Here is a 23929-nt window from a genome sequence, read left to right as displayed (position 1 = left end):
TTGCCCGCATTTGTCAATCACGAAAACGACTCCCACGCCAGGCCGGCGACTGGCGAGACATGTTTCCCATCCATTCCGACGCTGCCAGCGCTTGCCCGTCGGCGCATTTAACCGGAGTACCCGCATGAAAATCCGCGTTGGCTACGAACTGATCTACGACTGCCCGCAACCGACCCCGATGATCCTGGCCTTGAGCGTGCACTACACGCGAGTCTCGGACATGATCGTTCCTGATCACCTGGTCGCCGATCCACCGGTGCCGATCACGGCGTATCGCGACGGCTTTGGCAACTGGTGCAGCCGGATCGTCGCGCCCAGCGGGCGGCTCAAATTGTCCACCGACGCCGTGCTGCGCGATAGCGGGCTTGCCGACGCCGTCGTCAGCAGCGCACGACAGACGCCGGTACAGGAGCTGCCAGACGAAGCCCTGGTGTTCCTGCTCGGCAGCCGCTACTGCGAGACCGATCGCCTGTCCGAAACCGCCTGGCAACTCTTCGGCAATTCGCCGACCGGCTGGGGACGCGTGCAGGCGATCTGCGACTACGTGCATCAGCACATTCGCTTCGGCTACGAATACGCACGCTCGAGCAAGTCGGCCTGGGAGGCGTGGTACGAGCGCGCCGGCGTCTGCCGCGACTATGCGCACCTGGCGATTGCCTTCTGCCGCTGCATGAACATCCCCGCCCGCTACTGCACCGGCTACCTCGGCGATATCGGCACGCCGCCACCGTATGGCACGATGGATTTCGCGGGCTGGTTCGAGGCCTATCTCGACGGCCACTGGTATACCTTCGACGCCCGCAACAACATTCCCCGTATCGGACGCGTCCTCATCGCCCGCGGCCGCGACGCCGCCGACGTCGCCATCAGCAGCACCTTCGGCCCCAATACCCTGCAGCGTTTCGAAGTGCGAACCGACGAGGTGCTCGAAGGATAAACGTCATTCGGCCGTCACAGCGGCTCGCGAAAATCGGCGCTTCTCAAGTCACCAACGGAGTGCGGCATGAATCAGGAGCTGCGGGAGCGCCCCCGCACCAGCCCAGCGACCAGCAACCGGAATTTTTGCGTCACCCTCGCCCGCCGCACGGACGAAGTCCGCGAAATACAAGCTTTGCGCTACCAGGTCTTTGGCGGCGAACTCGACGCCCGTGTGCAAGGCAATATTCCCGGCCATGACAGCGATTTCTTCGACCCCTACTGCCGGCACCTGCTGGCACGGGAAACAGAATCGAACAAACTCGTCGGCTCCTTTCGTATTCTTTCACCCGGCGCCGCGAGCCGCGTCGGCAGCTACCACGCCGAGAACGTTTTCGACATTGACCGCCTGCGGAAGCTGCGTCCGCGCATGGCCGAAGTCGGCCGCTGCTGTATTCATCCCAACTACCGCAGCGCTGGCGTCAGCACCCTGCTATGGGCAAAGCTGGTCGAGCACCTGCTGATCGACGATCAGCAAATCATGATCGGCTGCGCCTCGATCGGCATCGCCGACGGCGGACGGCATGCAGCCAGCGTCTTCCGGCAAATCCGCCCGCAGCAGATGGCGCCGATCGACTACCGGGTGTTCCCCCTGCATCGACTGCCATTCGAAGACCTGGCCGACGAGCGACGCGTCGCGATGCCGCCATTGATCGAGGAGTATCTCGGCGCCGGCGCGTGGGTCTGTGGCGAACCGGCGTGGAACTCTGACTTCAATACCGCAGAGCTGATGTTGATGTTGCCGCTGGCACGCTTTACGCGGCGCCACAACCGGCAAGCGCTGCCGCGCTCGGCGTGAGCCAATGCACTCTTCGTAGCGCACTTGATCGCCAGCCAGAAGGCGTCATGAGCGAAGCCTCCGGGCCGACTGCCACGCAGGAGAAGCCCTGCCCGCCACATTCGAGTCGATGAACTACTTGACGGCGCCGGCCGGCATGGCGGCAAAGCAACTTTTGACCACGCCGGCGGCGTGCCGTGGCCGAGTCTTTGATCGCCGCGACATACCCTGACGCCAAGCTTCTTCTAATTCAATCAAGAAAGCGAACCGAGATGGATCTGATTTTATGGCGCAATGCCGAAGCGGAAGCGCCAACGGCCAAGATCACCGACAGCAAGCGGAAGCTTTCGGGGCGCGGCATGAAGCACGCCGAGCACATGGCCGAGTGGCTGAAGAAGCAACATCTGCGCAAGGTGCAGGTGCTCGCGAGCCCGGCGCGACGCGCCCGGCAAACCGCAGCGGCCCTCGGTCTGCCCTTCGACGTCAAGTCGCAGCTGGCGATCGGCGCCGACGCGGCCGACCTGCTCGCCGCCGCCGGCTGGCCGGACTACCACGGCACGATCATTCTGGTCAGTCATCAGCCCGCTCTTGGCCGTCTGGCGGCGCTGCTGCTGGCGGGCCACGAGGCCGACTGGACGATCAAGCGCAGCGGCATTTGGTGGTTCAGCAATCGCGTCCGCCGTGACGAAACGCAAACCGTGCTGCGCGCGGTCAGCAATCTCTAAGTGCACGGCGCTCGGCGCGGGCGCGGAGCCGCTGTTTTGAGTGCTTTCCCGGGCACCCGCGTGGGCTGTCCCCGGTTGATGCCGCTTGCTGCCGGCTGAGCACCGTCACTGCGAGGAGCGTAGCGACGCGGCAGTCCAGTTACCGCCTCCGATCATCCCGCCGAGTCCACCGCGGCAAGCCCCTGAATGGCTTCACTCCGTTCGCCATGACGACCCGGCGCCGGCGATTGTCAATCGCTTGACGTCAGGCGCCCGCCCTGCGTGCGAGCGCCGTGGTGGCGTTCCGGAGTGCCAGCGGCGCAGACCGAGCGAGAGCAGAAACCCAGTGATCGGACGCCTCGATTTGCCATCGCCAGACGGGCACTTCAGCGATCACCCCCGCCTTCTTGCCGGCCGCCGGGTGTAGAGTGCGGCATGGCGGGTGCCGGCGCGAACGAACTGCCCCGAGTCCACCCGACCCCGGGAGGAAGCATGCGGTTCCCTGTTCGCTGGCTGATCGTCTGTTGGCTGCTGCTGGCGCTGGCCGCGAGCCGCGCGCTGGTGGCTGCCGAACTTGAGCTGAGCACCGCCGAACGCACCTGGCTGGCCGAGCACCCGGTGATCCGGATGGGAATCGACGCCGCTTATGGCCCCTACACCTTCCTTGACAAGGACGGTCGCGTGCAGGGCGTGGCCGCTGATTTCATGGCCGAGATCGAGGCCCGCCTGGGAATCCGCTTCGAATTCGTCAGCGACCTCAGCTGGCCGCAACTCATGGACGCGGTGCGCGAGCGCCGGCTCGACGCCGTCGCGACGGTGGCGCAGTTGCCCGAACGCGAGGAGTTTCTCAACTTCAGCGTCCCCTACCTCATTACGCCGCTGGTCATCGTCACCCGCTACGACACGCCGCAACTGCGCTCGCTGCACGACCTCGAAAACCTGCGCCTGGTGCTGGTGGAGGGTTATTCGTCGAGCCGCAAGGTCATGGAGCAGTACCCGAAGCTGCATCCGCTGCTGCTCGCCACACCGCTCGATGGCCTGCGCGCCGTGGCCTCCGGCGCGGCCGATGCCTACGTCGGGGTGATCGGCGTGAACATCTTTCTGGCCGCGCAGAACGGCATTAGCAACCTGCGGGTCAATGCCGCCTTCGACATGGCGGAGAACAATCAGCGCTTCGGCGTGCGCAAGGACTGGCCGCAACTGGCGCTCCTGCTCGACAAGGCGCTCGACGCGATTCCCGCGCAGCGCCGCAACGCGATCTTGCAGCGCTGGCTGCCGCAGGCCAAGGAAATCGTCCGTCTGAGCGAACCGCGACTGATTGCCCGGCTGTTTCCCTGGCTGCTCGGCGCCCTCGCCCTGGCGCTCGTCGCCTATCTGGTCATCCTGGTCTGGAATCGCCAGCTCAAACGCGAGCTGGCCCGGCGCCAGCACGAACTTGCAGAGAGCGACGCGCGGCTCAAGGCATCGGTCGCCATTGCTCACCTCGGCCACTGGGAATTCCGGACGGCCGACCGGCATGTCGCGTGGGCCGATGAAACCTACCGCATCTTTGGCCTCGAACCGCAATCAGTGCAGATGACCTACGAGAAAGTTCTCGCCCTGGCGCACCCCGACGACCGCGAGCGCCATGACGACTTTCTGAGACGGATGCTGGCGAGCAAGCCTGGCGACGACATCGACGAGTTCAGGTATCGCCTGCGGCGTCCCGATGGCAGCGTGCGCGAAGCCAGCGTCCGGGTGAGTATCGAATACGACGCGAACGGTAGCCCCAACCGCCTGTTCGGCGCCATTCAGGACATCACCGACTGGCGTGCCATGGAGCGAAAATTGCAGGCGCAACTCGACGAACTGACGCGTTGGCAGGCGGTGATGCTCGGTCGCGAGGATCGCGTGCAGGCACTCAAAGGCGAAATCAACGCCCTGCTTGCGCAGCACGGACAGTCCGCGCGCTATCCGAGCCAGCTCGGGCCATCGGCGGCGGATCGCTCGTGAGCGCATGAAGCCCGCGCCGCTGCCCGCCGACGAGCGCGCGCGCCTGGCCGCGCTACGCGCCTGCAAGCTGCTCGACACGCCGCCCGAGGCGCTATTCGACGATCTGGCCGAACTCGCCGGGCGCATCTGCGCGGCGCCGATGGCGCTGATCTCGCTGGTCGACGAGGACAGGATATGGACCAAGGCCAGGTTTGGCGTCGACGTCGTCGAGATCGACCGCGCTATCGCCTTCTGTGCGCACACCATCGCGCAGCGTGAGCTGTTCATCGTTGCCGACGCCGCCAGCGACCAGCGCTTTGCCGATAATCCGCTGGTGACCGCTGCGCCGCACATTCGTTTCTATGCCGGCGCGCCGCTGCTGACGGCGGACGGACATGCCATCGGTACCTTGTCCGTGATCGATCGCCAACCGCACCGGCTGGGCGCCGAGCAGCAGAACGCCCTGCGCGTTCTCGCCCGGCAGGTGATGACGCAAATCGAGCTGCGCGGCGAGCGCAGGGGGCTGATCGCGCAGCTCCGGCACGAAGATCCCGAAAGCGCCCGCCGCTTTCCCGAACGCAGCGCCGAGCGGCTTCGACGCGACGCCGGCAGCCGCCAGCAGCTCGTCGAGTCGGCGCGCTCGCGGCGGGCGCTGCTCAGCGTTCTCGAAGACCAGCAACAGACCGAGGCCGCCCTGCGCGAAAGCGAGGGCCGGCTACGCGAGGCGCAGCGGCTGGCGCACATCGGCAGCTGGGTGCTCGACCTGCAAACCGGCCGCCTCGATTGCTCGGCCGAGGCCTGCCGCCTGTTCGAGATAGGCCCGTCGCCGAGCGCTGCCGCCCACGCGGCTTTCCTCAGCGCCATCCATCCCGACGACCGCGCCGCGGTCGATGCCGCTCGCCGTGCGTCGCTGGCCTCGCGGCGACCCTACGCCAGCGCTCATCGCCTGCGTTTTCCGGATGGACGGATCAAGCATGTCGAAGAACGCGGCGAGACGATAGCGGCTGACGACGGCACGCCACTGCACTCGCAGGGGACGGTGCAGGATGTCAGCGAGCGCGTCGAAAAGGCCGCTGAACTGGAGCGTATCCACGGCATGCTGGCGGCGCTCGTCGAGGGATGTTCGGACGCCATATTCGTCAAGGACGAGCAGGGACACTATGTTCTCGGCAACCGCGCGCTGGCGGCGCTGGTAGACAGGTCGCCGGAAGAGGTGCTCGGCGTCGACGATTTCGCGCTCTTCCCGTCGGCGCTGGCCGAGCGCTTTCGCGCCGACGACCAGCGCATCATGGCGCAGGGCAAGGTCGAGAGCTACGAGGAGAGCGTCGTCATCGCCGCCACCGGCGAGCGCCTGCCCTATCTGACGACCAAGGGGCCACTGATCATTCAGGGCGAGGTGCGCGGCGTCTTCGGCATGGCGCGCGACGTCTCGCTGCTCAAAGCCGCCCAGGCCGACCTGGCGCGCGCCCGCGACGAGCTCGAGGAACGCGTCGAGGAACGCACCCGGCAGCTGGCCGAACTCAACCAGGAGCTGGAGAGCTTTGCCTATGCCGTCGCCCACGACCTCAAGGCGCCGCTGCGGGGAATGGCCGGCTACTGCCACATGCTGGTCGAGGATCATGGCGAGCAAGTCGGCGAAGGCGGACGGCGCTATATCGGCAAGATTGCCCACGGCGTCGCCCAGATGGGAGAATTGATCGACGGCCTGCTGTCGTATGCCCGCCTGGAGCGGCGCAATCTGCGCTGCGCGGCGGTCGCCTTGCGGCCACTGGTGGACTCGGTGCTCGCCGAACTGCAGGGGGTGATCGAGAGTCAGGGCGCGACGGTGGCCGTCGAACTCGCCGATCTGGTCGCCCAGGCCGATGCCGAGGGACTGGCGGTGGTGATTCGCAACCTGATCGACAATGCCCTGAAGTTCACTGGCGATGGACAGCCCGCGGTGATCAGCATTCGCGGCACGCGCAGCGGCGATCGGCTGACGCTGGCCATCGAAGATAAGGGAATCGGTTTCGACATGCGTTTCCATGACCGGATTTTCGAGATCTTCCAGCGACTGCAGCGCAGCGAATCCTACGCCGGCACCGGCGTCGGCCTGGCGCTGGTCCGCAAAGCCATGCAGCGCATGGGCGGACGGGTATGGGCCACGAGTACGCCCGGGCAAGGCGCGGTGTTCTTTGTCGAGGTCGCCGCTGGCGATGCGACGCCGCTGAGGAATGACGCGGGCCGACCGGCCTGACACCCGGACACCGTTGGCCACCGTCACTGCCAGGAGCGTAGCGACGCGGCAGTCCAGTTGCCGCCTCCGATCACCCCGCCGAGTCGGTCGCTACCCCCGGGATTGCTTCACTCCGTTCGCCATGACGAGCCGGCATGGCCGCGTGACAGTCCGAGGGGTATCCACTCCTGTCGGAGTCGTGAGGTTAAGTCTTTGCGAGTCAGCGCGGCGGTTCAGCGGTATGAAGTCGAGGTTCAGAGCTTTGAAGTCAAGGCTCTGAGCTTTGAAGTCAAGGCTCAGAGCTTCGAAGTCAAGGCTCTGAGCTTCGAAGTCAAGGCTCCGAGCTTCGAAGTCAAGGCTCTGAGCTTCGAAGTCAAGGCTCTGAGCTTCGAAGCAGCCCTGACGCATGACCTCCCCGAATCGACAGCACTTGCCGGTTACGCCCACTTTCGCCGCCGAGGCGGCCAGATGGGGGTTGGCTAGCGGCAAGGGAGCGCTTGCGGCGCGGGGGTTTGGTGTTCAGTCAGTGGGACAGGAGAGGTCGAGGGAGCTCCGTTACGATCGCCAGGCGAGCCTTTCCCGGCGCGGGGTGCGCCGCGCTTGGGAAGATGTGTTGGGCAGGCCTGGGCAAGGTTATTCGAGTTGCAGCAGGAACGGTTCGGCGAGAAGCAGACGCAGGCGTGCTGGGTCAAGCCAGGGCGCAGCACAGGAATTACGGATGAAGGCGATGGCGCCGCGCACACCGAGTTCTTGATAGAGGTTGCGTAACTGCCGGGTGAAACGTGCCAGGGTATTGAACACATGCGCCAGGCGCATGAGGAGGTGATAGCCTTTCATGGCATTCCAGTCGAGGGCAAAGGCATGCTCGTAGTGGTAGCCCTGATGTTTTTCGACGAGGAAGCCCGCTTCGATGCCCCAACGGTGGCGGGCACCGAGGTTGCAGCGCTCATGGACATTGTCTTGTCTGAGCGGTTGGCTGGAGAGCCAGGCGTGGCGCGATGTTTCGGTGACGGTCCTGGCCTGTTCATCGATCTTTTCCCAGCTTTCCTCACAGACCACCAGGTTCAGCTTGAGACGCTGACGCCCGTTGGCCGCGAAGGCGTAGTCGATGTCGTTGACCCAGCTGAAGTGTTGTCGGCGCCTTCCCCAAGCGCGCTGCACGGCTTGTGGCTTCAGGGCGTGGAGTGCGCGGAACTCCTGCCAGACCGTGGACAAATCCTTGTCCTTAAGCACGATCATGAACTGCCAGTGGGCGCGCAAGCAGCGCTGCATCACCGGCCCGTTGGCGTAAAGGCCGTCGAGCAGGAGCAGGATCGGCAGGCGGGGGAACAGCGTCTTGAGCCGGTCGCTCAAGCGCACAAAGCCGCGCAGCTCGCAGTCCTGCTTTTGCGCTTCGGTATCGCCCAGCGCGTGTTCGAGGAACTCGCTGAGCAGTGGGACGACCAGGCCGTTGTGGAAAGCCAGGCTGGCCTCGAGGACGTAGACGAAGTACTGGGTGTGGCGGGTTTCCTCCTTGCCGACGGTGCGCTGGAGGAGTTCCTCCGCCCAGAGGGTGTCGCCGGCGACCTTCTGCGAGCCGTCGATGGCGATGGGGTAGCAGTGGTTGATCAGATAGCGGCGGAAGCTCTTGCCGCGGATCAGCCGCTTCACCAGATCGACGTGGGCCTGCTCAAGGTGGTCAAGGTCGATGTCGCGCAGCAGCCGAAACAGGGTGTCGGCGTGTGGCAGGGTCTCGATCTCCGGGAACAGCAGGTGGAGGTTGGCCATGAACTGGGGACGGGATATTTCGCGGTTGGTCTCGCGCCGAGAGGAGAACTGAAAGACGAACATCAGCAGACCGTAAAGCAGCAGCGCGGTCAGCTTGTGGCGGCGCTTCCTGGGGTCTCTCGGGTCGGGAATTTGTTCCAGTTGCTCGAGCAAGGCGGGTAGCTCTTTGCGCAGGAGACGCGTCTTTTTGCTCACGGCGTCCTCGCGGGCCTCCCTTTCCTCGCCGACGGTCGCGAAGGCTGAGCATCGGTTGGGCAGAGAAGTGGGGGAGTGGAGGACTTGTCCACATCGCGCGCCGTTTCGCGTTCAGTGCCTTTTCCTGCCGTTTCTTCTCTGAGCGCAGCTCCTTGAGGGCAGCGCGTGTCGGGCGACGGCAGGGTTTGCTCATGGCCGGGAGCTCCCAGGGGCGGCACACAGCCGGTCGCGACAATCGGCGCTCAGCGGTTTGAGCCACACCTGGCGGGGCGTGCTGCGATACGACTGGCCGGGGCGGGCCAGCCCGCGCCCGCTGGTTGCCCCGAGCAACTGCCAACCGGCCGCGCGGTAACAGGTGCCGGTATAGTGACGAGGATCGACGAAAGTCTCCAGCAACAGGGGCTCGAAGCCCCAGTGATCGAGCCAGTCCGCGCGTGCGCGGCGCGCGAGTTGTCCGAGCACATGACTGGCCAGATGCGGCACCCGGACGTGGGGAAAGATCAGGAAGCGGCTGTTGTTCACCACCCGCGCCAGGTTCTCGCGGCGGGCCTGGGCCGTCCAGCCGATCCAGCGGTCGCGCACGGCGACCGCGCGGGCAGCGCCGGCCAGCAGGACGCTGCCGAGCCGCCGGTCGCCCGCCGTGATGAAGTAGCGCAGGCGGTAGCCGAAGGCCCCCTGGAAACCCAGTGGGTGCCAGCGCGCCACCAGCGCATCCCACTGCGCCACCAACGCCGCGTCGCGAACGACTTCCAGGCAGACCGGTGCGAGTGCCGACAGGGCGCAGTGCACGGGAAGCTCCCCGGTGACCGTATCTACGGGTGCCGCGGGCGGCGCGCAACGGCGTGCTGACGACGGCCTTATCGCCGGCAGTGTCAGCAGCCCGGCCGCCTGCAAACGCTCCAGAAACTCCAGGCAGGCGCTGATCTTCGCCGTCCCTGTCAGAGTGGTCCACCCCAGGTGCTCGCAGACCGTCGCCGCCAACTCCTTGCGCGCCAATCCCGGAAGCCACGCCACCGTCCCGCACACCTCGGCGATCTCCGCGGCGCTGAATACGCGACCGCAGTGCACCCACTCCCCTTCGCTCGTTGCAACCACCACGATACCTCCGGCTGAAACGTGGACCAATGACCCTCCACCTATCCTGCCAGAAGTCCCCCCGGCTGTCTAGCTCCCTTGTGCGAAACCTTTTTTGCCTGCCCACCGCAACGCCTTGCCAGTACTGGGCTGGCGCAGTCATGCTTCAGCGCTGGCTTCGAAGTCAAGGCTCTGAGCTTCGAAGTCAAGGCTCTGAGCTTCGAAGTCAAGGCTCTGAGCTTCGAAGTCAAGGCTCTGAGCTTCGAAGTCAAGGCTCTGAGCTTCGAAGTCAAGGCTCTGAGCTTCGAAGTCAAGGCTCCGGGCTTCGAAGTCAAGGCTCCGAGCTTCGAAGTCAAGGCTCCGAGCTTCGAAGTCAAGGCTCCGAGCTTCGAAGTCAAGGCTCCGAGCTTCGAAGTCAAGGCTCTGAGCTTCGAAGTCAAGGCTCTGAGCTTCGAAGTCAAGGCTCTGAGCTTCGAAGTCAAGGCTCTGAGCTTCGAAGTCACGGTAAATTTGTTCTCGTGCCGGGATCAAGGTGATACGTGGCCTGTAGAATTTTTGGTCATGCGCAGGTAGTCGAAGACCAATCGGATGTTGCGGTTGAGGTGGCGCATTTTTTCGGAAATGCTGGTTTTGCCGTCGGAGAAGTGGTGCAGGATTCCGACGGCAAAGCGGCGCAGGCGTGACATGTTCTCGGGTCCGTAACCAGTCCGAATACGGCTACGGTCCTCGTCGTAGTTCCAGTCGATGACGTAGTGACAGCGGTTCTCTATCGACCAATGGCCGCGATTGATGGCGAGGATTTGCTGTGGGCTGGCCTGTTCTGGAGGGCGACTGGTGATCCCGAGAGCGATTTCGTGCGTCCGCTTGCCGCTCTTCTTGTGCAGCACTTCGCGCTCGATCAAGAACACCTGGCCGACATACGGGAAGTCGAGATAGGCGTTGAGGGCATTGCTGCACCAAATACGCCGAGTCTCGATCCGACCATGGTCAGGTGGCGAAACCGCCACGAAGTCTGCCCCCTTCCGATCCTGGAAGAGGAGCGCGATATCGGCTTGCAGTGTTGGCTGATTGCCTTTGACCGTGAAGTGATAGTGCGCCTTGCGCTCCACCAGGTAGGTCGCCAGCTTGCGCTGTGTCAGTAGCGCGTCGGCGGTGATGTCCTTGCCCTGAATATCGATCGCATCGAGCAGGGGTATGAACATCCCGATTTCATTGGTCTGCTTGAGCTCGTCCCCGCCATTTACGGGCAAGGTGCCGACTTTTTTTGGGTGTGACACACGCCGGTCTGATGCCCGACCACGCTCATGATGTGTGCTTGCTGACCGTGCTCGTCATGGGCATTGCGCATGGTCTTGCCGTCGACCGCCAGACTGGGGTCGTCTTGAGCATAGGCCTTGTTCCACTGCTGACACGCTTGATCGAGCGCCATGGGATCGACACGGATCAGGACGTCACGAATGATGAACTCGCTGGGTACGCGGTAAACGCCCTTCTCGCGACGACAGCGGAAACGCTCGCGTGCTTTCGGTGTGAGGTCTTTGGCCCACCCGGCGATGGCTTTGTAGCCCCGCATTCCGCACAAGACCGCCGCCGTGGCGATGGCCAGAACGGCAGGAAGGGGGTGACGCCTTCCTTGCGCGCGCCGCGGGTAGGCGATGCCGGCAAAGAAATCGGGAAGCGTGCGCATCTGTTCGGCGGTGAGCATCATCCTGGGCGCTCCTGTGCGATAGCGGGGGTTGAGTATCGAGCGGGAAAGTTGGCCGCGAGCGTCCGCCTGCAAGGGGCGAACAAAGACAACTTTGGGCGACGTCGGGTGGGCGCTGTAGCCTTCTCGGGTGCGGCGAAAGCCTTGCGTCAGCCCCAGAGGCGTCCAGTTCGCGGCGCGATAGACGGTCCCCTGGAAGCGCGAGGGGTCCACAAAGGTCTCCAGCAGTAACAGCGGCTTCCCGAAATGCGCCTGCCAATCCTCGGCGACCCGTCGCTCGCACAGCGAGAGCACCTTGGAGCCGAGATTGGGGTAATGCCAATCGGGAAGGATCAGAAAGCGACTGTTGTTGGCGACCAGGCCCAAGCGATCGTACTGATGCCGATAGTCCCAGCCGATCCAGCGGTCACGAACGCCGCATTTCCAGGCCGCCGCAGAGAAACTCAGCAGGGCCGTCCACTTTTCGCCGTAGGTGGCCACGTACCAAAGCGTGTGCCCGATCTTCGCCAGGTCGCCCAGGTAGTGATGCTCTGCCATCAACTCCCGATAGCGAGCCTCTTCGCTCTTGCCCACCAAGCGAACACGCAATGCACCAAGAACGCTTTCCATGCGCCATTTATACGGACTTCCGGCGCAGATGTCCAGGGGGAAGAACTAACTGCTTGATTGCCCGTGCGTTGCCTGAGAGGACAAATCCACCCTGGCTTCGAAGTCAAGGCTCCGGGCTTCGAAGTCAAGGCTCCGAGCTTCGAAGTCAAGGCTCCGAGCTTCGAAGTCAAGGCTCCGAGCTTCGAAGTCAAGGCTCTGAGCTTCGAAGTCAAGGCTCTGAGCTTCGAAGTCAAGGCTCTGAGCTTCGAAGTCGAGGCTCTGGGCCATGAGCTGGCGGCGCAAAGCCTTGCGCTTGACCGTCCGAGTCATGAACGTGAGTCGGAGAGTCTCGCCAATCGGTCCAGCCGTCATTACTTGTCGTGACATCGCCAATCGTCCAAGTCGTAAGCATTCCCCTCACTCATGGGCAGGATGATCGTGCCGCCAGCCGATTGCACGGGCTGAGCGATAACATGGGCTACGGGGTCCGCCCAGCTCACGGACTGACTCGCCTGCTGTGATCCGAAAAAGCCAATGAACAGTTGGCCAAAGACCATGGTCGTGATGAATGGCGCGAGCAGGAAACGAGAGCCAGGCGTCTCGGCCAATGGCACGACTCGGTCGCCATTTCACGGCGAGTGACGACCGCGTTGCCGAGCTGTCGGCCAGGCGAGGATCGCGCCGAGTATAATCACGGCGAACGTCAGCTGTCGGCCATCAAGAGACGTTCGAGCATTCCTGAAAACCGCCAGATGAACGTCCGCTGCGCTTCGCAACCTGCCGGAGGGGCAATTCCGGCTCATCGGCCGAAGCGGCCTCTGAGCGATCGGGCGCTTCGCGACCGGTCGGAAGGGTTAGCGGCCGCTGGCCGGAAAAGCTGTCCGAACAGCAACCTTCCCAATACTGGAACGTACCCTATCGACCCCTATGCGCTGGTGGCGACAGACTGAACCCGGTCACTGATAGTGCGGCGACTTACTAGCGACCTCGAACAACCATGTAAGGTACCCCACTCCCTCACACTTGCGTAGCGGAGAAACAACCACTGGTTGGTATAGATTCACCACTACCTTATGATTGCGGGTGAATGGCGCGCAAGAATACTGGTGCTGAAAATGGTGAACAAATTGGAATTCGGAGACATGCACTGATGATTACACGACTGCGACTAAGCAACTTTAAGGCGTGGAAGGATACGGGAGACGTTACATTAAGGCCAGTGACCATGCTGCTGGGCACCAATTCATCTGGCAAGTCCACGCTTATCCAAAGTCTGCTCCTGCTCAAACAGACGGTACAGTCACCAGACCGCACGGTGCACCTGAACCTAGGTGGCGACGAGATCAACGATTTGTTCGATTTTGGCGGGTTCGAGGACGTCCTGCACCAATCTACCGAAGTGCCGCGCCAGTTCTCCATAGCCTTTGACTTCCGGCGTCACGGTGATGGACGCATCCAAAGCGGTAGTTTTGATTGCAATTATGGTCAGACATCCTCGGGTAGCGTTGCTATCCAGGCCCTTACGCTGCGGACTGATGGCCGAAAGTTCAAGGCGGTGCGCAGGGAAAAGGGTGCATTCTCCATTTTCGTGGATGAAGAGGTACAGCCTAGGTTCAAAGGTCGGAACTATGCGCCGGAGCGCTCGGTGGCATTTTCCGCAGAGGCAGTCGCCATGCTGGAAAAGGACGGACCAATCGTTGAAGACCTCAGCCTAACAATTCGTCGTGAGCTAGAGGGTATCAGTTATCTGGGACCGCTTCGCCGAAAGCCGGAGCGCGATTACCCCTGGAACAAGACCAAGCCTGGGGACGTTGGTAGTGACGGCAAAGGCGCAATCGACGCTTTGTTGGCCAGCGCCTTGCTCAAAGGCGACGAGCAAAACCGTGTGGTCAACGGCGTTTCCTACTGGCTTACCCGTATGAAGGTAGCCGACAGGCTGGAGGTACGCCAGCATGGGCGCTCGAACCGCTATGAACTCATCGTTCACCGCCATGGCATCGCCTGCAATCTGAGGGACATAGGTATTGGCATTTCCCAGGTGTTGCCGGTACTGGTCATTTCCTACTTTGCTCCACAGGGAAGCACCATCATTCTGGAAGAGCCGGAAATTCATCTGCACCCATTGGCGCAATCGATTCTGGCGGAGTTGTTCGTGACAATCAGCAGGGAACGCAACGTGCAGTTCGTTGTCGAGACGCACTCCGAGCATCTGTTTCGGCGCATGCAGACCCTCATAGCTAAGCAAGCTACAAGCACGCAAGATGCAGCGATGTATTTCATTGACCATGATAGCAAGGCGGCTGAACTGCGGGAACTGGCGCTGGATGAATTCGGGCGAGTAAAAAACTGGCCCCCCGGCTTCTTTGGTGACGCACTGGGTGAGACTCGCGAACAGGCTCGTTTGATGTTCGAGCGTCAGAAGGAAACGTCCGCATGAGGGCGCGCTACGTGGTCGACACCAATGTGCTGATTGCCGCCAGCGCCGCCGACCCTGTTCACCCTAAGGATATTGACGCCACCCCTTCAGATCCGCGCTTGCGCCAAGAGGTATGGAAGTGGTTGCATCTTTTCGAACAAAGTGAGTCTAGGCTGGTTCTGGATTTGGCCGGCAAGATTTATGAGGAATACAACAACAAACTGGGGTTCAATGATTTCGGCATCCAGGTGGTGATGCACAAATGGAGCACTGCCGCGGTAGACGACGTTCCGGTGGAATATGACAGCCACGGTGATGGCGTGTTGATTCCCACCCTGGATCCCGTAATCCACGATGCCGCCGACAAGAAGATGGTGGCAGCGGCACTGGCCTCTCAAGTTAAGTTCGGTGAGGGCTGCATAGCTTTTGCGGGCGACACTGACTGGCACGACTGGGAACAGGCTCTGGGCGAGCACCAAGTGTTGTTGGAGCCGATCATTGAAGCATGGTCACGCCAGAAGCATGCCGAGAAACAGTTGCGATAAGTACGCGATCCCGTGACCGACTTTTTCCGCTTTCCTTCCACTCCGCACCTGGCCTGGCTAGGCGGAGGCGATATTCCGCGCGACGACAAGCTGCTCTCACCTGCCGACGTGGCGGAGCTTCTGTCTGGCGAGGTAGTGGTGGAGGAAAAGCTAGACGGTGCCAACTTGGGGATTTCGCTTGCGCTGGATGGCACCTTGCGTGCGCAGAATCGAGGCCAGTATCTCGCTAGCGCGCACGCAGGTCAGTTCGCTCGTCTGCCGTCCTGGCTGGCGCAGCATGGCGATCCGCTCAACGCCGTGCTCACGCCCAGCCTGATACTGTTTGGCGAGTGGTGCGCAGCACGTCACTCGTTGGACTACAGCGCCCTGCCGGATTGGTTTTTACTCTTCGACGTTTACGACCGTGACGCTGGCCGTTTTTGGAGCGCACGACGGCGCGATGCGCTAGCGCGAGAAACGGGCCTGTTCACCGTGCCGCACGTAGCGCAGGGCCGCACCACCCTGGCCGAAGTGAAGCGCATCGTGATGAGCACTTCCAGCCACTACCGCGCCAGCCAGCCGTTTGAAGGCGTGGTGGTGCGTCGCGAGTCATCCGACTGGTGCGAGGCTCGTGCCAAAGTGGTGCGCCCCGATTTCAACCAGTCCATCGACACCCACTGGCGTCGTCGCGCGATCGAGTGGAATCGGGTGAACTATTCAGCGTCGCGCTAATCCTGCCCCTCGGAGAAAACGAGAGCTGCACCAGAAAGTGTCAGGTCGTGCATTCACGCATTCAACGCTCCCCAAATGATGGTCGGTCTGCCTCAGTCAGCTGCCGTTAACGCAGAGGCGTACTAAATGTTGCCTTTGGGTCGAAAGGCTGAGTTCGAGCGTTGCGAAAGCTGCCGTTGAGAGACCTTTCTGGCCTGCGGTCGCCGAGCAGTCCCCGCCGGTCTCAGCGAGCAGCACCAAGAAACAATATGAAGCCGTGCGGGGTCCGCTCTTTCCCCGAGCGAGTCAAGACCGCCCGCAACGGTCCATGGCGACGATCGACGTCGCCACCGCCAAGGCCGATCGTTCGTAAGAAGCCGCCTCGCCAACGCTCCCATACACTCACCATTGAGCACCGTCACTGCGAGGAGCGTAGCGACGCGGCAGTCCAGTTGCCGCCGCCGATCACGCCGCCGAGTCCGCTGCCACCCCCTGGATTGCTTCACTCCGTTCGCAATGACGAGCCAGCGCCGTCGACTGCTTCATCGCGTGCGCACCGCCTGCGGGTCGTGAGCGGACCCGAAAGGACCGACCCGCCAGGCACCTCCTGCCGCTGCGGCAAGCACTGACGCGAGAGCCCGTCGCGTCGCCAGGCCACGACTGCTGCACAGGCGGCGGACGAGCTTTGCCGTTGATGGCGGCGCCATGTGCTCAGCCTGGCCAGGACGCCGCCGTCCTCCCGACGACAAACTTTTATACGCGCACGAACGAAGGCGCATACTGCCGCGGCGCCCTTGGCTTTCTTGCGCGTGGCCAAGGCGAGCAGCACGTTTCCCGGGCGGATGCGCCGTACCTCACACCAGCAAGGAGATGCATCAATGAATAGAGACCGCCAAATCCCGGCCATTCTTGCAGGCCTTCTGCTGCTGCTTTCGCCGTTTGCCGCGACGCCGGCGCGAGCCAGCGGCTTCTACGTCGGCGAAATAGTCCTGACCTTGTCGCCCGCCTGCCCGTCCGGATCGCTCGAAGCGGACGGCCGCAAACTGTCGATACAGGACTCGATGAATCAAGCTCTGTTTTCCATCGTCGGGACCACTTACGGTGGCGATGGCAGGAACGACTTCGCCTTGCCCGACCTGCGCGACAAGAGCAAGGTGCAAGGCGCCAGGTATTGCATCGTCACCCAGGGCATATACCCCTCGCGCGATTAGTGGGCGGCGATCGACCAATGATGAGCGGCTGCTTTCCCGAAAGATGCAGCGCGCTTGTCCTCAACCACGGAGTGACATCGATGGAACGTTTTCGCTTTCTCGCCCTATCTCTCGCCGGCGCTTCGCTGCTGGCGGCGTCGCTACTGACTCCGAACGATGCCCTCGCGGCGTCCGCCCCCGAGCAGGTCTTTCTCTTTGGCGGAAATTTCTGCCCCGCCGGTACCCGCGAGCTCGATCCGAAACTCGGCAAGCCGCTCACCGATATGCCCGCCTGCACCGCTGGAGTGTGCCCGAAAGGGAGCGTCGCGCGCGTTTGCGTTTATGAGTACGAGGCCGAGCCGGAAGACAGATTGATGGCGTCAATTTTCCTGAGCAGCGGGAATTTCTGCCCCAGGGGAACGGTCAGGGCTGAAGGGCAAACCTTGCCAGTCAACCAGTACAGCGCTCTCTTTTCGCTCCTTGGCCCGATGTACGGGGGCGATGGTCAGCGCAGCTTCGTTTTGCCCGATCTGCGCGGCAAAGGGCCCTTGCCCGTCACGAAAGACGACCCGAGGTTCTGGACCTACTGCCTGGTCCTCCAGGGCAAATACCCATCACGGCCATGATTGGCAGAAGCGGTTAGTAGGGGGCGAGGTCGGCCATCACGGCAGGCAGGGGTGACAGGGTCACTTCGTCCACAAGCTGGCACCCCGTATTGAAGCGCAAGCCGGGGCGTGCGAGGACCAGCGTCGAGGGTCGCGCCGCTCCGGGGAGCGTCAGGGACAGGCGCTTGTGCGGCGCCGATTGGACGTATGAAGTTCTCGCCTCACGTCGTCGCCCATTGAAACAACGCTGCCACGCCATAGGAAACAGCCAAAGCGCAGACGAAGATCAACAGGCCGCGCGTCATTCCCTTCGGTATTCCTGAAGCGTCGAGATAGCGCCTGATGAAATAACTGGCGAGGAAATAGGCGACGGCTGAAAGCGTGAGAGTAAGCATGTTAATGGCTTAGCTCGACTGATCGCGACGCAGCAAACACCCGCCAGCGTGCAAAGCAGGCGGCGGCACCGGGCACCGACGCGCCGCCGCGGCCTGCCGACGAGCAATCGCCTTTGCTTCTTGCAGGCTCGCTGCCCGCTCATCGATCAGCGCGTGCTCCATGGTCATGAATCCTCGCAAACAACAGAAACGCAAGTCATTGCTCCTTGGCGAGCGCCTGGCCGGCACGCGGGCTTGGCCGGTTCACAGGGTCGACAAGCTCACGTCGACGACGCCGCCAATCACCAGAAACTCGTCTTCCCCCTGCAAGACGCCCGGCAGCAATCCGCAGTGAAAGAAGATCTTGGTCAGCGGCACTTCGACCGACAGGATGTAGTCGCCGAACTCGCAGGCGCGCTCGCGAATGCAGGTGAAGGAACTGAGGTTGTTGAGCAGGATGACGTGCCGGCCGCCGGCGCCTTTTTCCAGCACTTCGTGGTCAGCCATGCGGTTTACGCCGCGGTAGAGCGTGACGTAGCGCGCGCCCGGATGGCGTAGCGCCAGTTCGAGCTGGCAGAAGGCGTATACCAGATCCAGTTGCGCCTCGAGTGCGCCGGTGCCGTAGAGGCCGTGCGAGCGCATTTCCAGGTAGCGGCGATAGGCCTCTCCGGAAGGATCGCGCAAGGGCTGGCCGTGGTAGCGCGGCATCAGCCCGAAGCGCGACTCGACCCAGCCTTTGAGAACCGCGCCGTCGCGGCTGTCGGAGTCGAAGCTCCAGCCGCGGATGATGCGTACGTAGTTGGCCTTGCTGCGGCTCTTCCGGCGCGCGCCTGCAGCGCCACGCGCGCCGGAAAAGCCGCCAGCGGTAAAACCGAAATCTTCGGGACGTTCGAGCCTGAAATGAACGGTCAGGTAGTCGCGAAAGACATCGGCGCGTGCGTCGGGTGCCGCGGCGAGCAGGCGCTTGAAGAGGTCGCGGTGCAACTCGGCAACGCCATCGAGCTGTAGCGGCATCGGGCTGCGCTGGTAGCTCAGGCTGCCGAGCAGCACCGCCGGCAGGTTGCAGCGGTTGATCGGCAAACGCGCCTCGCGCGGCAACCAGGCTTTGTCGTCACCCCGACAAAAAGTCGCTGGCTTGTCGCATCTCTGCGCCCCCTCCGGCGCCGGAGAATTCTCCATTTGCATTGCCAATTCAATCATTTGCGGCCTTCTCGTGGACCTGGCACGCATCCTGCGACAGATAGGGTGCGACGCTCACTTATTTTTCGCAATTCGACCCACAAAGCAAGGAGATTACACCATGGCAAGACTCCGTCAATGTGCCATCTATGGCAAAGGCGGTATCGGCAAGTCGACCACCACCCAGAACCTGGTGGCGGCGATCGCCGAAGCCGGCAAGAAAGTGCTGATCGTCGGCTGCGACCCGAAAGCCGACTCGACGCGCCTGATCCTGCACAGCAAGGCGCAAACGACGGTGATGCACCTCGCCGCCGAAGCCGGATCGGTTGAAGACCTGGAGCTGGAAGACGTTCTGTCGGTCGGCTTCGGCGGCATCAAGTGCGTTGAATCGGGTGGCCCGGAACCCGGCGTCGGCTGTGCCGGCCGCGGCGTGATCACCGCCATCAACTTTCTCGAGGAAGAAGGCGCCTACGACGACGAGCTCGACTTCGTCTTCTACGACGTGCTTGGCGACGTCGTTTGCGGCGGCTTCGCAATGCCCATCCGGGAAAACAAGGCGCAGGAAATCTACATCGTCTGCTCCGGCGAGATGATGGCCATGTACGCCGCGAACAACATCTGCAAGGGCATCGTCAAGTACGCGAACTCGGGCAGCGTCCGTCTCGCCGGACTGATCTGCAACAGCCGCAACACCGACCGCGAAGACGAGCTGGTGATGGCCCTGGCGGCTCGGCTGGGGACGACCATGATCCACTTCGTGCCGCGCGACAACGCCGTGCAGCACGCCGAAATCCGCCGCATGACGGTGATTGAATACGACCCGACGCACAAGCAGGCCGACGAGTACCGTCAGCTGGCCGCCAAGATCGTCGCCAACACCAACTTCGTCATCCCGACGCCGATCGAGATGGAGCAGCTCGAAGAGCTGCTAATGGAGTTCGGAATCATGAGCGTCGAAGACCAGACGATTATCGGCAAGACCGCCGCCGAACTGGCCGCCGAAGCCGCCTGAACGACAGCGCAGCCGCCACACACGGCGGGCTTGCTGTTCGAGTCCGCCCCTTTCAAGCAGTGCGCCGGCCATCGATTTATGGCGGCGTCAGGAGGAAAAGATGAGCACACTGTCTCGCGAGGAAACCGAAGCCCTGATTGCCGAGGTGCTTGAGGTTTATCCCGAAAAAGCCAGGAAGGACCGCGCCAAGCATCTGGCGATCAACGATCAGTCGATCGAACAGTCGAAAAAGTGCATTACGGCCAACCGCAAGACGCTGCCCGGCGTCATGACGGTTCGTGGCTGCGCCTACGCCGGCTCCAAGGGCGTCGTCTGGGGCCCGATCAAGGACATGGTGCACATTTCGCACGGCCCGGTCGGCTGCGGTCAGTACTCGCGTGCCGGTCGCCGCAATTACTACGTCGGCACCACCGGCGTCGACACCTTCGGGACGATGAACTTCACGTCCGACTTTCAGGAAAAGGACATCGTCTTCGGCGGCGACAAGAAACTGGCCAAGCTGCTCGAGGAAGTCGAGACGCTGTTCCCGCTCAGCAAGGGGAGTTCGATCCAGTCCGAATGTCCGATCGGCCTGATCGGCGACGACATCGAGTCAGTCGCCAAGAAGGCCTCGGCGGCCACCGGCAAACCGATGGTGCCGGTGCGCTGCGAAGGCTTCCGGGGTGTTTCGCAGTCACTGGGCCATCACATTGCCAACGACACCATCCGCGACTGGGTGATCGGCAAGCGTGACGGTCAGCCCTTCGCATCGACACCCTACGACGTGGCGATCATTGGCGACTACAACATCGGCGGCGACGCCTGGGCGAGCCGCATCCTGCTCGAGGAAATGGGCCTGCGCGTCGTTGCCCAGTGGTCCGGCGACGGCACCCTGGCCGAGATGATGAACACCCCCAAGGTCAAGCTGAACCTGCTCCACTGCTACCGCTCGATGAACTACATCAGTCGCCACATGGAAGAGAAATACGGCATCCCGTGGCTGGAATACAACTTCTTTGGCCCGACCAAGATCGTCGAGTCGCTGCGCAAGATCGCCGGCTTCTTCGACGATTCGATCAAGGAGAAGTGCGAAGCGGTGATCGCGCGCTACCAGCCGATGATGGACGCCATCATCGGCAAGTACAAACCACGGCTGCAGGGCAAGAAAGTGATGCTCTACGTCGGTGGTCTGCGGCCGCGGCACATCATTGGCGCCTACGAAGACCTGGGAATGGAAGTGGTCGGCGCCGGCTACGAATTCGGCCACAACGACGACTATGACCGGTCGATCAAGGAAATGGGCAACGCCACGCTGATCTACGACGACGCCAACGGCTTCGAACTGGAGCAGTTCGTCAAGCGCATCAAGCCGGACATGGTCGGCTCGGGGATCAAGGAGAAGTACATCTTCCAGAAGATGGGAATTCCGTTTCGCCAGATGCACTCCTGGGACTACTCCGGACCGTATCACGGCTACGACGGCTTCGCGATCTTCGCCCGCGACATGGACATCGCCCTGTCCAGCCCGGTGTGGAGCAAGTTCGTGCCGCCCTGGAAGAAGGCAGTTCCCGAAGAGGCGCAGAAGGCCGCCTGATCACTGCCGCTGCAGCTGCCCACTCCGTCGTTCCCGCCACCGCGGGATACCGGCAAAGCCGCCAAGGGTTTGCCACGCTGCCACCTCTCGGCGTGGCGGCCCGAGGCGGGAACGACGGAGACCGGGCAGGCCTGCGGCACCCCTTTTGAAGCTCGCGCCAGGGTTTGCGGATGAGCAGTACCGGCCAGGAGATAGCCATGCAAACTACTGAAAAGATCAAACCCTGCTACCCACTGTTCGGCGACGACGACTACGTCAAGTCGCTCGGCGACAAGCGGGCGCTGTTCGAGGAAGTGCACTCACCGGAGAAGGTCTACGAGACCTTCATGTGGACCACCACCCAGGAGTACCAGGACCTCAACTTCGGCCGTCAGGCGCTGACGGTCGACCCGGCCAAGGCGTGTCAGCCGCTGGGCGCCGTTCTCTGCGCCTCGGGCTTTCACAAGACGCTGCCCTACGTGCATGGCTCGCAAGGCTGCGTGGCGTACTTCCGCAGCTACTTCAATCGCCACTTCAAGGAGCCGAGCTCCTGCGTTTCCGACTCGATGTCCGAGGATGCGGCGGTGTTCGGCGGCCAGAAGAACATGTACGACGGCCTGGCCAACGCCAGGGCGCTGTACAAGCCCGACATGATCGCGGTGTCCACCACCTGCATGGCCGAAGTGATTGGTGACGACCTCAACGCGTTCATCAACAATACCAAGAAAGAGGGCCACATTCCGCAGGACTACCCGGTCCCCTTCGCGCACACGCCATCGTTCGTCGGCTCGCACACCACCGGCTGGGACAACATGTTCGAAGGCGTCATCCGCTACCTGACGCTGAACAACATGGAAGGCAAAGAGGTCGGTAGCAACGGCAAGATCAACGTCGTCCCCGGCTTCGAAACCTACCTCGGCAACTACCGCGTGATCAAACGCATGCTCGCCGAGATGGACGTCGGGTGCACCCTGCTCTGCGACCCCAGCGACGTCTTCGATACGCCTGCCGACGGCGAATTCCAGATGTACGCCGGTGGCACGACGATGGACGAGGTCAAGGACGCGCCGAACGCCCTGACGACCCTGCTCCTGCAGCCCGCGCACCTGGAAAAAACCCGCAAGTACGTCGAGGGCACCTGGAACCACGAAATCCCCAAGCTGAACATCCCGATGGGGATCGACTGGACCGACGAGTTCCTGATGAAGGTCGCCGAAGTGAGCGGCAAGGAAATTCCGGATTCGCTGGTCAAGGAACGCGGCCGCTGTGTGGACCTCATCACTGACAGTCACGCCTGGCTGCACGGCAAGAAGTTCGCGCTCTACGGTGACCCGGACTTCGTCCAGGGGATGGTCAAGATCCTCCTCGAGTGCGGTGCCGAACCGACGCACGTCCTCTGCAACAACGCCCACAAGCGCTGGGGCAAGGCCACCGAGAGCCTGCTGGCGTCGAGCCCGTTCGGGGTCAACGGCAAGGTCTATGTCGGCAAGGATCTGTGGCACCTGCGCAGCCTGTGCTTCACCGACCAGCCGGACTTCCTGATCGGCAACTCCTACGGCAAGTTCATTCAGCGCGACACGCTCTACAAGGGCAAGGAATTCGAAGTGCCGCTGATCCGCCTCGGCTTCCCGATCTTCGACCGCCACCACCTGCACCGGCAGACGACGCTGGGCTACGAAGGAATGATGTCGATCGTCACGCAGCTGACCAACGCCGTCCTCGAGCAACTCGACCGGGAAACGATGGGCATGGGCACCACCGACTACAACTTTGACCTGGTTCGCTGATGCGCACCGCCGGCGGGGTCAGTGCCCCGCCGGTCCAGCAGGAGTGTGACAGACATGGCCAACATCATGATCCGGCAAGCCGACAGCGGTGGGCTGGTGTTCTACCTGCCAAAGCGCGATCTGGAAGCCTCGATCGAGTCCATCGAATTCGACAGCGATGCGAAATGGGGCGGCGAACTGAAGCTGGGCAACGGTGGCGCGTACTACATCGAGCCGATCGCCAGGCCGCCGCGCCTGCCGATTTCCCTGCGCGCCAGGCGCCTCGGCGCCGCCGAGGACTGAGGACTATCGGGCGGGCTGCGCGTCTCGCCCAACAACCAAGGAGAAGCACCATGGCAATGAAAATCGACTCGGACATGTGCACCGCCTGTGGCGACTGCAAGCCGGTTTGTCCGACCAAATCGATCAGCGCCGGCAAGATCTTCTACAAGATCGACGCCGGCACCTGCAGCGAATGCGACGGCCACAACGATACGCCCTTGTGCGTCGACGTCTGCCCGGCGGGCTGTATCAGCTACGCCTGAGCAGCGGCGGGGCACCCTATCGTTGCGCTACTAGCGGCGCCGCCAAGCGCCACCGCCGCTCCGGAACTTACCGCTTACTGGCC

General features: G+C 62.7%; 24 protein-coding genes. 18 read left to right on the top strand and 6 right to left on the bottom strand.

Going from position 1 to position 23929, the window contains the following annotated elements:
- The first annotated feature begins 124 nt into the window (after nt 1–124).
- The 6 genes from QZ656_RS07265 to QZ656_RS07240 all read left to right on the top strand — a co-directional run bounded on the left by QZ656_RS07265 (nt 125) and on the right by QZ656_RS07240 (nt 7126).
- Nucleotides 125–937, top strand: coding sequence for a transglutaminase family protein (locus tag QZ656_RS07265; protein ID WP_291992783.1), 813 nt, complete (start codon nt 125–127; stop codon nt 935–937).
- A 66-nt stretch (nt 938–1003) separates the two neighbouring features.
- On the top strand, nt 1004–1774 hold the full coding sequence (locus QZ656_RS07260) for a GNAT family N-acyltransferase (RefSeq protein WP_291992782.1): 771 nt from the start codon (nt 1004–1006) through the stop codon (nt 1772–1774).
- A 251-nt stretch (nt 1775–2025) separates the two neighbouring features.
- Nucleotides 2026–2478 (top strand): histidine phosphatase family protein, encoded by a 453-nt coding sequence (locus tag QZ656_RS07255; RefSeq protein ID WP_291992781.1) that lies wholly within the window; start codon nt 2026–2028, stop codon nt 2476–2478.
- 471 nt (nt 2479–2949) lie between these two features.
- On the top strand, nt 2950–4449 hold the full coding sequence (locus QZ656_RS07250; protein ID WP_291992780.1) for a transporter substrate-binding domain-containing protein: 1500 nt from the start codon (nt 2950–2952) through the stop codon (nt 4447–4449).
- A gap of 4 nt (nt 4450–4453) precedes the next feature.
- Nucleotides 4454–6664, top strand: a complete 2211-nt coding sequence (locus QZ656_RS07245) for an ATP-binding protein (protein WP_291992779.1) — start codon at nt 4454–4456, stop codon at nt 6662–6664.
- Between the two features lie 192 nt (nt 6665–6856).
- On the top strand, nt 6857–7126 hold the full coding sequence (locus QZ656_RS07240) for a hypothetical protein (RefSeq protein ID WP_291992778.1): 270 nt from the start codon (nt 6857–6859) through the stop codon (nt 7124–7126).
- A gap of 150 nt (nt 7127–7276) precedes the next feature.
- Here QZ656_RS07240 and QZ656_RS07235 read toward each other — a convergent pair whose 3' ends face one another.
- Complete coding sequence (locus tag QZ656_RS07235; protein ID WP_291992777.1) at nt 7277–8605, bottom strand: transposase family protein; 1329 nt, start codon at nt 8603–8605, stop codon at nt 7277–7279.
- Between the two features lie 189 nt (nt 8606–8794).
- On the bottom strand, nt 8795–9703 hold the full coding sequence (locus QZ656_RS07230; protein WP_291991618.1) for a DUF4338 domain-containing protein: 909 nt from the start codon (nt 9701–9703) through the stop codon (nt 8795–8797).
- Between the two features lie 75 nt (nt 9704–9778).
- Here QZ656_RS07230 and QZ656_RS07225 point away from each other — a divergent pair, with 75 nt between their 5' ends.
- Entirely contained in the window at nt 9779–10252 is a 474-nt protein-coding gene (locus QZ656_RS07225; protein ID WP_291992776.1) for a hypothetical protein, read from the top strand.
- Here QZ656_RS07225 and QZ656_RS07220 read toward each other — a convergent pair.
- A complete protein-coding gene (locus QZ656_RS07220; RefSeq protein ID WP_291991589.1) occupies nt 10207–10956 on the bottom strand; it encodes an ISAs1 family transposase in 750 nt (249 codons plus the stop codon). The genes QZ656_RS07225 and QZ656_RS07220 overlap by 46 nt on opposite strands.
- Entirely contained in the window at nt 10920–11993 is a 1074-nt protein-coding gene (locus tag QZ656_RS07215) for a Druantia anti-phage system protein DruA (protein ID WP_291992010.1), read from the bottom strand. Before QZ656_RS07215 ends, QZ656_RS07220 begins: the two co-directional genes overlap by 37 nt.
- 63 nt (nt 11994–12056) lie before the next feature.
- Between QZ656_RS07215 and QZ656_RS07210 the strand changes: the two genes are divergently transcribed.
- The 6 genes from QZ656_RS07210 (at nt 12057) to QZ656_RS07185 (ending at nt 17439) form a co-directional block, all read left to right on the top strand.
- Nucleotides 12057–12356 carry a hypothetical protein gene (locus QZ656_RS07210; protein ID WP_291992775.1) on the top strand — a complete coding sequence of 100 codons (300 nt, stop codon included), beginning with the start codon at nt 12057–12059 and terminating at the stop codon, nt 12354–12356.
- 766 nt (nt 12357–13122) lie between these two features.
- Entirely contained in the window at nt 13123–14409 is a 1287-nt protein-coding gene (locus QZ656_RS07205; RefSeq protein ID WP_291993206.1) for a DUF3696 domain-containing protein, read from the top strand.
- Nucleotides 14406–14933 carry a hypothetical protein gene (locus QZ656_RS07200; protein WP_291992774.1) on the top strand — a complete coding sequence of 176 codons (528 nt, stop codon included), beginning with the start codon at nt 14406–14408 and terminating at the stop codon, nt 14931–14933. The genes QZ656_RS07205 and QZ656_RS07200 overlap by 4 nt, the downstream gene beginning before the upstream one ends.
- A gap of 12 nt (nt 14934–14945) precedes the next feature.
- Entirely contained in the window at nt 14946–15644 is a 699-nt protein-coding gene (locus QZ656_RS07195) for an RNA ligase family protein (RefSeq protein WP_291992773.1), read from the top strand.
- A gap of 857 nt (nt 15645–16501) precedes the next feature.
- Nucleotides 16502–16834 carry a phage tail protein gene (locus QZ656_RS07190; protein WP_291992772.1) on the top strand — a complete coding sequence of 111 codons (333 nt, stop codon included), beginning with the start codon at nt 16502–16504 and terminating at the stop codon, nt 16832–16834.
- 80 nt (nt 16835–16914) lie between these two features.
- The gene (locus tag QZ656_RS07185; RefSeq protein WP_291992771.1) at nt 16915–17439 is read left to right on the top strand and encodes a tail fiber protein; all 525 of its coding nucleotides are present in this window, start codon (nt 16915–16917) and stop codon (nt 17437–17439) included.
- A gap of 200 nt (nt 17440–17639) precedes the next feature.
- Here the strand turns inward: QZ656_RS07185 and QZ656_RS07180 are convergent, their stop codons facing one another.
- Both QZ656_RS07180 and QZ656_RS07175 read right to left on the bottom strand, forming a co-directional pair.
- A complete protein-coding gene (locus QZ656_RS07180) occupies nt 17640–17813 on the bottom strand; it encodes a hypothetical protein (RefSeq protein ID WP_291992770.1) in 174 nt (57 codons plus the stop codon).
- Nucleotides 17814–18056: 243 nt separating this feature from the next.
- Nucleotides 18057–18992: an NAD(+)--dinitrogen-reductase ADP-D-ribosyltransferase gene (locus QZ656_RS07175; protein WP_291992769.1), complete on the bottom strand. Its 936-nt coding sequence runs from the start codon at nt 18990–18992 to the stop codon at nt 18057–18059.
- 100 nt (nt 18993–19092) lie between these two features.
- Between QZ656_RS07175 and nifH the strand changes: the two genes are divergently transcribed.
- The 5 genes from nifH to QZ656_RS07150 all read left to right on the top strand — a co-directional run bounded on the left by nifH (nt 19093) and on the right by QZ656_RS07150 (nt 23846).
- Nucleotides 19093–19983: a nitrogenase iron protein gene (gene nifH / locus QZ656_RS07170; RefSeq protein WP_291992768.1), complete on the top strand. Its 891-nt coding sequence runs from the start codon at nt 19093–19095 to the stop codon at nt 19981–19983.
- 100 nt (nt 19984–20083) lie between these two features.
- Entirely contained in the window at nt 20084–21556 is a 1473-nt protein-coding gene (nifD, locus tag QZ656_RS07165; protein WP_291992767.1) for a nitrogenase molybdenum-iron protein alpha chain, read from the top strand.
- Between the two features lie 197 nt (nt 21557–21753).
- Nucleotides 21754–23322 (top strand): nitrogenase molybdenum-iron protein subunit beta, encoded by a 1569-nt coding sequence (gene nifK, locus QZ656_RS07160; RefSeq protein ID WP_291992766.1) that lies wholly within the window; start codon nt 21754–21756, stop codon nt 23320–23322.
- A 54-nt stretch (nt 23323–23376) separates the two neighbouring features.
- A complete protein-coding gene (gene nifT, locus QZ656_RS07155; RefSeq protein WP_291992765.1) occupies nt 23377–23604 on the top strand; it encodes a putative nitrogen fixation protein NifT in 228 nt (75 codons plus the stop codon).
- A gap of 50 nt (nt 23605–23654) precedes the next feature.
- Nucleotides 23655–23846, top strand: coding sequence for a 4Fe-4S binding protein (locus QZ656_RS07150; protein WP_291992764.1), 192 nt, complete (start codon nt 23655–23657; stop codon nt 23844–23846).
- The last annotated feature ends 83 nt before the right edge of the window (nt 23847–23929 follow it).

Origin of the sequence: Candidatus Accumulibacter sp. ACC003 (genome assembly GCF_907163085.1) — a bacterium.
Taxonomy (GTDB): Bacteria; Pseudomonadota; Gammaproteobacteria; order Burkholderiales; family Rhodocyclaceae; genus Accumulibacter.
The sequence above is the reverse complement of the archived record's forward strand: the minus strand, read 5'-3'. Positions and strand labels throughout refer to the sequence as shown.

Bases quoted from the DNA above. Each gene is read 5' to 3' on its own strand.
- QZ656_RS07265 (WP_291992783.1), top strand. From the start codon at position 125: ATGAAAATCCGCGTTGGCTACGAACTGATCTACGACTGCCCGCAACCG.
- QZ656_RS07260 (WP_291992782.1), top strand. From the start codon at position 1,004: ATGAATCAGGAGCTGCGGGAGCGCCCCCGCACCAGCCCAGCGACCAGC.
- QZ656_RS07255 (WP_291992781.1), top strand. From the start codon at position 2,026: ATGGATCTGATTTTATGGCGCAATGCCGAAGCGGAAGCGCCAACGGCC.
- QZ656_RS07250 (WP_291992780.1), top strand. From the start codon at position 2,950: ATGCGGTTCCCTGTTCGCTGGCTGATCGTCTGTTGGCTGCTGCTGGCG.
- QZ656_RS07245 (WP_291992779.1), top strand. From the start codon at position 4,454: ATGAAGCCCGCGCCGCTGCCCGCCGACGAGCGCGCGCGCCTGGCCGCG.
- QZ656_RS07215 (WP_291992010.1), bottom strand. From the start codon at position 11,993: ATGGAAAGCGTTCTTGGTGCATTGCGTGTTCGCTTGGTGGGCAAGAGC.
- QZ656_RS07205 (WP_291993206.1), top strand. From the start codon at position 13,123: ATGATTACACGACTGCGACTAAGCAACTTTAAGGCGTGGAAGGATACG.
- QZ656_RS07200 (WP_291992774.1), top strand. From the start codon at position 14,406: ATGAGGGCGCGCTACGTGGTCGACACCAATGTGCTGATTGCCGCCAGC.
- QZ656_RS07190 (WP_291992772.1), top strand. From the start codon at position 16,502: ATGAATAGAGACCGCCAAATCCCGGCCATTCTTGCAGGCCTTCTGCTG.
- QZ656_RS07185 (WP_291992771.1), top strand. From the start codon at position 16,915: ATGGAACGTTTTCGCTTTCTCGCCCTATCTCTCGCCGGCGCTTCGCTG.
- QZ656_RS07180 (WP_291992770.1), bottom strand. From the start codon at position 17,813: ATGCTTACTCTCACGCTTTCAGCCGTCGCCTATTTCCTCGCCAGTTAT.
- QZ656_RS07175 (WP_291992769.1), bottom strand. From the start codon at position 18,992: ATGATTGAATTGGCAATGCAAATGGAGAATTCTCCGGCGCCGGAGGGG.
- nifH (WP_291992768.1), top strand. From the start codon at position 19,093: ATGGCAAGACTCCGTCAATGTGCCATCTATGGCAAAGGCGGTATCGGC.
- nifD (WP_291992767.1), top strand. From the start codon at position 20,084: ATGAGCACACTGTCTCGCGAGGAAACCGAAGCCCTGATTGCCGAGGTG.
- nifK (WP_291992766.1), top strand. From the start codon at position 21,754: ATGCAAACTACTGAAAAGATCAAACCCTGCTACCCACTGTTCGGCGAC.
- nifT (WP_291992765.1), top strand. From the start codon at position 23,377: ATGGCCAACATCATGATCCGGCAAGCCGACAGCGGTGGGCTGGTGTTC.
- QZ656_RS07150 (WP_291992764.1), top strand. From the start codon at position 23,655: ATGGCAATGAAAATCGACTCGGACATGTGCACCGCCTGTGGCGACTGC.